The sequence below is a fragment of the Streptosporangium sp. NPDC006013 genome, from assembly GCF_040614275.1.
Lineage (GTDB): Bacteria > Actinomycetota > Actinomycetes > Streptosporangiales > Streptosporangiaceae > Streptosporangium.
Map to the genome: position 1 here is coordinate 1 of NZ_JBEXUE010000512.1, position 6,858 is coordinate 6,858.

The 6,858-nt window shown below is 70.3% G+C and carries 6 protein-coding genes; 4 read left to right on the forward strand and 2 right to left on the reverse strand.

Annotated elements, in window-relative coordinates:
- Window positions 1-644 (forward strand): trehalose-phosphatase (gene otsB / locus ABZ260_RS43390; protein WP_355629602.1); only part of this gene is annotated, 644 nt, incomplete at its 5' end.
- Between the two features lie 46 nt (window positions 645-690).
- On the opposite strand, the gene ABZ260_RS43395 is transcribed toward otsB, so the two are convergent.
- Window positions 691-1,860, reverse strand: a complete 1,170-nt coding sequence (locus ABZ260_RS43395) for an MFS transporter (RefSeq protein ID WP_355629605.1) — start codon at window positions 1,858-1,860, stop codon at window positions 691-693.
- Window positions 1,861-1,932: 72 nt separating this feature from the next.
- Window positions 1,933-3,357, reverse strand: a complete 1,425-nt coding sequence (locus ABZ260_RS43400; RefSeq protein WP_355629607.1) for a trehalose-6-phosphate synthase — start codon at window positions 3,355-3,357, stop codon at window positions 1,933-1,935.
- Window positions 3,358-3,706: 349 nt separating this feature from the next.
- Between ABZ260_RS43400 and ABZ260_RS43405 the strand changes: the two genes are divergently transcribed.
- From ABZ260_RS43405 to ABZ260_RS43415, 3 genes are all read left to right on the forward strand, one after another.
- A complete protein-coding gene (locus ABZ260_RS43405; RefSeq protein ID WP_355629610.1) occupies window positions 3,707-5,200 on the forward strand; it encodes a S1 family peptidase in 1,494 nt (497 codons plus the stop codon).
- A gap of 161 nt (window positions 5,201-5,361) precedes the next feature.
- Entirely contained in the window at window positions 5,362-5,919 is a 558-nt protein-coding gene (locus ABZ260_RS43410; protein ID WP_355629614.1) for an RNA polymerase sigma factor, read from the forward strand.
- A 212-nt stretch (window positions 5,920-6,131) separates the two neighbouring features.
- Window positions 6,132-6,858, forward strand: a 727-nt coding sequence (locus ABZ260_RS43415; RefSeq protein ID WP_355629617.1) for an alpha-lytic protease prodomain-containing protein, incomplete at its 3' end; no start/stop codon positions are given.

Sequence of the window (6,858 nt, forward strand, 5' to 3'; positions counted from 1 at the left end):
GTCCCGTCCACCTCGACCGTGCCCCACGCGCCGGGGAAGAACGTCGCGGCCGCCCGGCCGCCACGGCCGTCGAGTACGGCTCCCTGGCCGGCGTGCCCGGCCTGGTGGTGCTCGGACACTACGGCCTCGAACGCTGGGAGGCGGGTGCGCTGGCCGCGCCGCCCGTCCACCCGGGCCTCGACCTGGTCAGGGCGGGGCTCCCCGCGCTGGTCGAGGGGTGGGATGGGGTCAGGGTCGAGGACAAGGAGCGGGCGATGGCCGTGCACACCCGGCAGGCCGCCGACCCGTGGGCGACGCTTGAGGCGTTGCGCGAGCCGGTCGCCGCGCTGGCCGCCAAGGCCGGGCTGGTGGTGGAGCCGGGCAAGTTCGTGCTGGAGCTGCGCCCGCCGGGGATGGACAAGGGGGTGGCGCTGAGCGCCTTCCTGCGCGAGCGGGCCGCCAGGTCCGTGCTGTTCGCCGGGGACGACCTGGGAGATCTCGCGGCGTTCGCGGCGGTACGAGCCTCCGGGCTGCCGGGGGTGACGGTGTTCAGCGGGTCGCCCGAGATCGAGGTGGAGGCCGACATCGTGGTGGACGGGCCCCCGGGGGTCCTGGAGTTTCTCAGCTCGCTCGCCGACGCCATCGAGGGAGAGGCGCCCCGCTGAGCGGGTGAGGCCGCAGCCGGACGGGCGTTGCCGCAGCCCCGCCCGCTCAGGCGCGCCTGCCGGAGCCGATCAGCAGCCCTCCGACGGCCAGCCCGATCAGGACCGGGACCATGAGGAACGCCTGCTGGGTGCCGAATCCGTCGGCCAGCGCGCCGAGCAGGAACGGCCCGCTTCCCACCGCCAGGCCGGCGAAGATCGAGGCCAGGGCCGACGCCTGGTCCCGCCGCCCGCCGGAGGCGGCCAGCACCCGCGACAGCGCCATCGGGAAGTGCAGCGCGACCCCCAGCCCGGATACGGCCAGGCCCGCGTAGGAGAACACCGGGTCCTCGCTCAGCCAGAAGATCGCCCATCCGGCGGCGGTGACCAGGAGCGCCCCGATGAACAGCGCGGTCGGCGGCACCCGCAGGGCCAACTGCCCCCCGGCCAGCCGCCCCACCGCCAGCCCGGCGGTGAACGCCGCGACCGCGGTCGCCGCCACCGCCGCGGGCAGTCCGGTCTGGTCGGAGAACAGCTTGGCCGCCCACAGGTTGAAGCAGAACTCCATCGCGACGCAGCAGAACAGCACGGCCCCGGCCAGGTAGAAGCGCCAGCCGAAGCGGGACCCGGCCTCCGGGGCGGTTCCGGCCGCCGCATCCTCCCGCTCCGGAATCCAGACACGCCCCATGAGCAGCGCGAGTAGCACGGTCAGCACGGCGGGCACCAGTAGCGCCGCCCGCCAGCCGAAGACGCTCTGCGCGGCGGTGCTGACCACGAAGGGGACCCCGATGCCGACGATCACGCAGACCGCGTTGGCCTCGCTGATCGCCGCCGGGCCCGCGGGCCCGTGGTGGTCGTCGAGCGCGGCCATGCCCGAGTACAGGGTGATGGAGGACATCCCGCTGGCGACGCCGTAGCCGAGGAGGGTGATCGGCAGCGTGGTGGGGCCCGCCGCGACCAGGAGCGTGCCGACGCTCATCCCGGCCAGTCCGGTCCAGGTGACGGCCCGGCGGCCGATTCTCCCCGTCAACCAGGGGAGGGCGAGGCCGGTGATGATGCCGCCCAGGGCCATCGAGGTCCCGTGCAGCCCGGCGACCGCCTGGGAGATGCCCTGGTCGATGCGGAGCAGCGGGAGCGCGGCGCTGAGGCCGTACAGATAGGTGGCGAAGACACCGAGCTGCAGGTAGATCAGCCAGGTCGCGCGGTCGCGGATCAGCCTGACGGGGGCGATCGCGGTCAATTCAGGCTCCCCGTAGGTAAAAAATTAGATAGCCGCGAAAACTATCTCATGAGGGCCTGAAACTTCCCGTCCTTATCCGAGAGCGTCGAGCTGCTCGGCGAACCACCGGTGCGGTGGAAGCGCGGTCGCCGCCGTGGCCAGCAGGGCGCCCCTCCTGGCACGCTCGGCCTCGGGCATCGTCAGCCCCTCATATAGCGCGGCGGCCGTGGCCGAGACGTCGTAGGGATTGACGGTCACCGCGTGCTCGCCCAGCTCGGCGGCGGCGCCCGCCTCTCGCGACAGCACCAGCGCGCTGCCCGGCGACAGGATCGGCCCCTCCTTGGCCACCAGGTTCATGCCGTCGCGGATCGGGTTGACCAGCAGCACGTCGGCCAGCCGGTAGGCGGCGAGCGAGCGCGGGTAGTCGTCGTCGACGTTGAGGATCAGCGGGTCCCAGTCCTCGGTGGCGTACTCGTCCTCGATCTCCTTGGCACAGCGCTGCACCGCCGCGGTGTACTCGCGGTATTCGGGCAGGTCGTGCCGGGACGGGTAGGCGAAGGCGAGGTGGGTGACCCGGCCGTGCCACTCCGGGTGGGCCGAGAGGAACTCCCGGTAGGCGACCAGACCCCTGACGATGTTCTTCGACAGCTCCGTCCTGTCGATCCGCACGATCAGCCTGCGGTCGCCCACCTGGGCGCGGAGCGCGGCCATGTGCGACTCCACGTCCGGCTCGGAGGCCCGTGCCCAGAGTGCCTTACCGTCCACGCCCAGGCTGTGCGTGCCGACCCGGGTGGTCCTGCCCTCGTGCGTGACCGTACGGCTCGCGCGCTCGACCCGGGCGCCGAGCACGGTCTCGCAGCAGTCCATGAACGCCCCGCCCCAGCGGGCGGTCAGGAAACCCGCGTGGTCGGCGCCCAGGATGCCCTCCAGGACCTCGGCCGCGACGTCGTCGGGGAGCAGGCTGAAGTATTCGGGTGGGGCCCACGGGGTGTGCGAGAAGTGGGCCACCCGCAGGTCGGGCCGCTCCCCCCTGAGCATGGCCGGAACCAGGCTCAGATGGTAGTCCTGCACCATCACCCGCGCCCCGTGCGGGGCATCCTCGGCCAGCGCCACCGCGAACGCCTCGTTGTACGCCTGGTACGACTCCCACTCCCTGCGGAACCTGGCGTCGAAATGCGGTCTGTTGGGGGTGTCGTACAGCAGATGGTGGACGAACCAGAGCGTGGAGTTGGCGACCGCGTTGTACGCGCGGTGGAAGGTCGCCGGGGGGATGTCGAGCATGCGCAGCGCCCCGGTCTCATAGCCCGCCTGATCGAGACGGCCGCCGGGCGCCAGCCGCACCGCTCCGCGGTCGCCGTCGGACAGCGCCGCGCAGACCCAGAGGACGTCGAGGTCCTTCGCGACCTCCGACAGGCCCGACACCAGGCCGCCCCCTCCCCGGCGCATGGACAGGGAGCCGTCCTCGGAGAGGGTGAAGGAGACGGGACCGCGGTTGGAGGCCACCAGGATCGCGTTCATCAGATCCCTTCGCTGGCTAGGGACACGCTTGTCCAGAAGATTAACCGGCGCCCGGCCGGGACGCCCTGCTCTTCGGGCCAAGGAAGAATGGCGTTTATTTAAGTGTGTCAGCTCTTGTCGGTAGCTCAGTTAGTACGTCCCGGTTTCATGACTTTCCGGGGATGGATCGGAAGCTCGGCGCCCCTGCCGGCACAGGTCGGTAAGACCGGAATCCGGCCCGGGGCGTTCCGGGGGCGTCCGCGTGGCGTGTGGCTTTTGGGGGCTTAGGGGCAACGGCTGGATTAGGGTGGCGTTGCCCGTGGGGCGCTCTCCCCCTCTTGCTGTGGAAGCCGAGGTCGAGGAGGGATTCATGTCCCGCAGACATGTCGTCGCCACGGGCTGCGCGCTGGCGGTCACCGCGCTCACCCTGACGGGCGTGCCGGCCGACGCCAGGCCCCGGGCGAGGAGTGTGGTCACCGCGTCCGCCTGGAAACCGCCGTCGGGCATGCTGGAGGCGCTCCAACGCGACCTGGGACTGACCAGGCGGCAGGCCCAGGCACGCCTGCTCAACGAGGCCCGCATGATTCCGATCGCGGCGCAGCTCCGCAGGAGGCTCGCCGACCGTTTCGGCGGCTCGTGGCTGATGGGAGCCGTTTCGCAGACCCTTGTGGTGGCCACCACCGACGAGGCCGACATCCCCCACATCATCGCGGCGGGTGCCCGGGCCGAGATCGTCCCCCGGTCGATGGCGGAACTCCTCCTGGTCAGGGAGAAGGTCGACGACGTGCTGCCCGCCAAGCCGCGCGTGGCGGGCGTGCGCTACGTCGACGCGAAGAGAAACAGGGTGGTCGTCCTGTCCGCGCAGCCCACGGTGGCCGAGGAGCTCATCAAGGAGGCGAATGTGGACACGGACGCGGTGAGCGTGGTGTCGTCCACCGAGCAGCCCCAGCCCCTCCACGATGTGCAGGGCGGCGACGCCTACTACATCGGTGTCGCGAGCCGCTGCTCGATCGGTTTCTCGGTGACCCGCGAAGCCCAGCCGGGTTTCGTCAGTGCCGGTCACTGCGGTAAGACGGGTGATGCCACCACCGGCTTCAACCGGGTGCCCCAGGGGACCTTCCAGGCGTCGGTCTTCCCGGGCAGCGACTACGCCTGGGTCGCGGTGAACCACAACTGGTTGCCCAAGCCGGCGGTCAGCAACGGCATCGGCGGCACCGTGTCCGTCGTCGGCTCCAAGGTGGCCGTCGAGGGTTCCTCGGTCTGCCGATCCGGCTCGACCACCGACTGGCACTGCGGAGTCGTCCTGCAGCTCGATACCAGCATCACCTACCCCGAGGGTGCGGTCTCCGGGCTGACCCGCACGAACGTCTGCGCCGAGCCGGGCGACTCGGGTGGCTCGTTCATCTCGGTGGATCAGGCCCAGGGGGTCGCCTCCGGCGGCTCCGGGGACTGCACCTCGGGTGGCGTCACCTATTTCCAGCCGGTCAACGAGATCCTCAACGCCTACGGCCTGACCCTGGTGACCGACACGATCACCTCGCCGAGCACGGGCACCTGCACCGGCTACCCGAAGATCTACGTCGGTAATCTGGAGAGCGGTCAGATCGTCTACCGGCCGAGCACCAGCTACTACCGGGCGACCGTCGCCGGTCAGCACCATGGCTGCCTGGACGGGGACGACGGCGTCGACTTCGACCTCTACCTCGAGAAGTGGAAGGGGACCGGTTGGGGTACCGTCGCCGTCTCGGACAGTTCGGGTCCCGACGAGCAGATCAGCTACACCGGCACGGCCGGTGCCTACCGCTACCGGGTGGTCTCCGTGAGCGGCTCCAGCCCCTACATCCTGGGGTTCACGACACCGTGACAACCGGTCCTGTGCTCCCAGCGGACCCGCCGGGAGCACAGCTGGAAGTGAAAATCACCATATTTCGGGTTCGTGTGCTTTTGTAACAAAGCCGAAGGTCGGCAACGGGGATCTCCGACCGTAGGATGTCCAGCGACCGTGACCGCTGATGGGGGCTCGTGATGGCGCTGGACGAGACGACCGAGGAGCTGGCCCGGGCGGCCGCCCAAGGTGACCACCGCGCGCTCGGTGAGCTGCTGAAGCGTATCGAGCCCGCGGTGCTCCGGCACTGCGGGCGCATCCTCCCCTTCCGGCAGGACGCGGAGGAGGCCTGCCAGGACACCCTGCTGGCGGTGGCACGCAACATCGGCCGCTTCGAGGGGCGCGCCAAGTTCAGCACCTGGCTGCACATCGTGACCGCCAACTGCGCCAGGACCACCTACCGTTCGCTGAAGCGTCGCGCCGCGGAGCAGAGCTCGGACGAGTTGCCGCTGCAGAAGCCGGACGTCGCCAGGGTGAGCGTGATCGCCGGGTCCAGGCTGGACCTGCTCGACGTGATGGAGGCCCTGGAGGCGGAGAAGCCCGATCTCGCCCAGGCACTGGTGCTGCGCGACATCTGCCAGCTCGACTACAACGAGGTGGCCGAGCAACTCCGCATCCCGCTGGGCACCGCCAAGTCCCGCATTCACCAGGCGCGCAAGTACGTCCAGGGTGCTCTGGGCGACGCCTACGGCTTCTGATCTCGACGGGTCCGGGGAACGGCCGAGCCGGCCCAGGAGGTCGCCCCTCGCGGGAATGAGGGCGCGCCGGCGAGGCGAGATCCCGATCGAAATCGTCTGCCGCGTGGCGTGTGGCTTTTGGGGGCCTTGGAGGCAACGGCTGGATTAGGGTGGCGTTGCCCGTGGGGCGCTCTCCCCCTCTTGCTGTGAAAGCCGAGGTCGAGGAGGGATTCATGTCCCGCAGACATGTCGTCGCCACGGGCTGCGTGCTGGCGGTCACCGCGCTCACCCTGACGGGCGTGCCGGCCGCCGCCGCCGGACCGAAGGTGACGGGTCCGGTCACCGCGCCCGTCTGGAAACCGCCGTCGGGCATGCTGGAGGCGCTCCAACGCGACCTGGAACTGACCAGGGAACAGGCCCAGGCACGCCTGCTCAACGAGGCTCGCCTGACGGGAGTGGCGGCGGAGCTCCGTGCGAGACTCGGTGACCGTTTCGGCGGCTCGTGGCTGATGGGAACCATCGCGCAGACCCTCGTGGTGGCCACCACCGACGAGGCCGACATCCCCCACATCATCGCGGCGGGTGCCCGGGCCGAGGTCGTCAAGCGGTCACTGGCGGAGCTCGACAAGCACATAGACGGCCTCGACCAGTCGGTACCCGGTGCCAAGAACGAGGGAAGTGTCCGCTATGTCGATGCCAGGAACAACAGGGTCGTCGTCCTGTCGTCGGAGCCGTTGGTCGCGGAGGACCTCATCGAGGCCGCCGGCCTCGACACGGAGGCGGTGAAGGTGGTGCCGTCCACCGAGCGGCCCCGGCTCCTCAGTGACGTGCAGGGTGGTGACGCCTACTACGTCGGTGTCGCGAGTCGTTGCTCCGTCGGTTTCTCGGTGATGCGCGGGACCCAGGCGGGTTTCGTCAGTGCCGGTCACTGCGGTAAGACGGGGGATGCCACCACCGGTT

Bases quoted from the DNA above. Each gene is read 5' to 3' on its own strand.
- ABZ260_RS43405 (WP_355629610.1), top strand. From the start codon at position 3,707: ATGTCCCGCAGACATGTCGTCGCCACGGGCTGCGCGCTGGCGGTCACC.
- ABZ260_RS43410 (WP_355629614.1), top strand. From the start codon at position 5,362: ATGGCGCTGGACGAGACGACCGAGGAGCTGGCCCGGGCGGCCGCCCAA.
- ABZ260_RS43400 (WP_355629607.1), bottom strand. From the start codon at position 3,357: ATGAACGCGATCCTGGTGGCCTCCAACCGCGGTCCCGTCTCCTTCACC.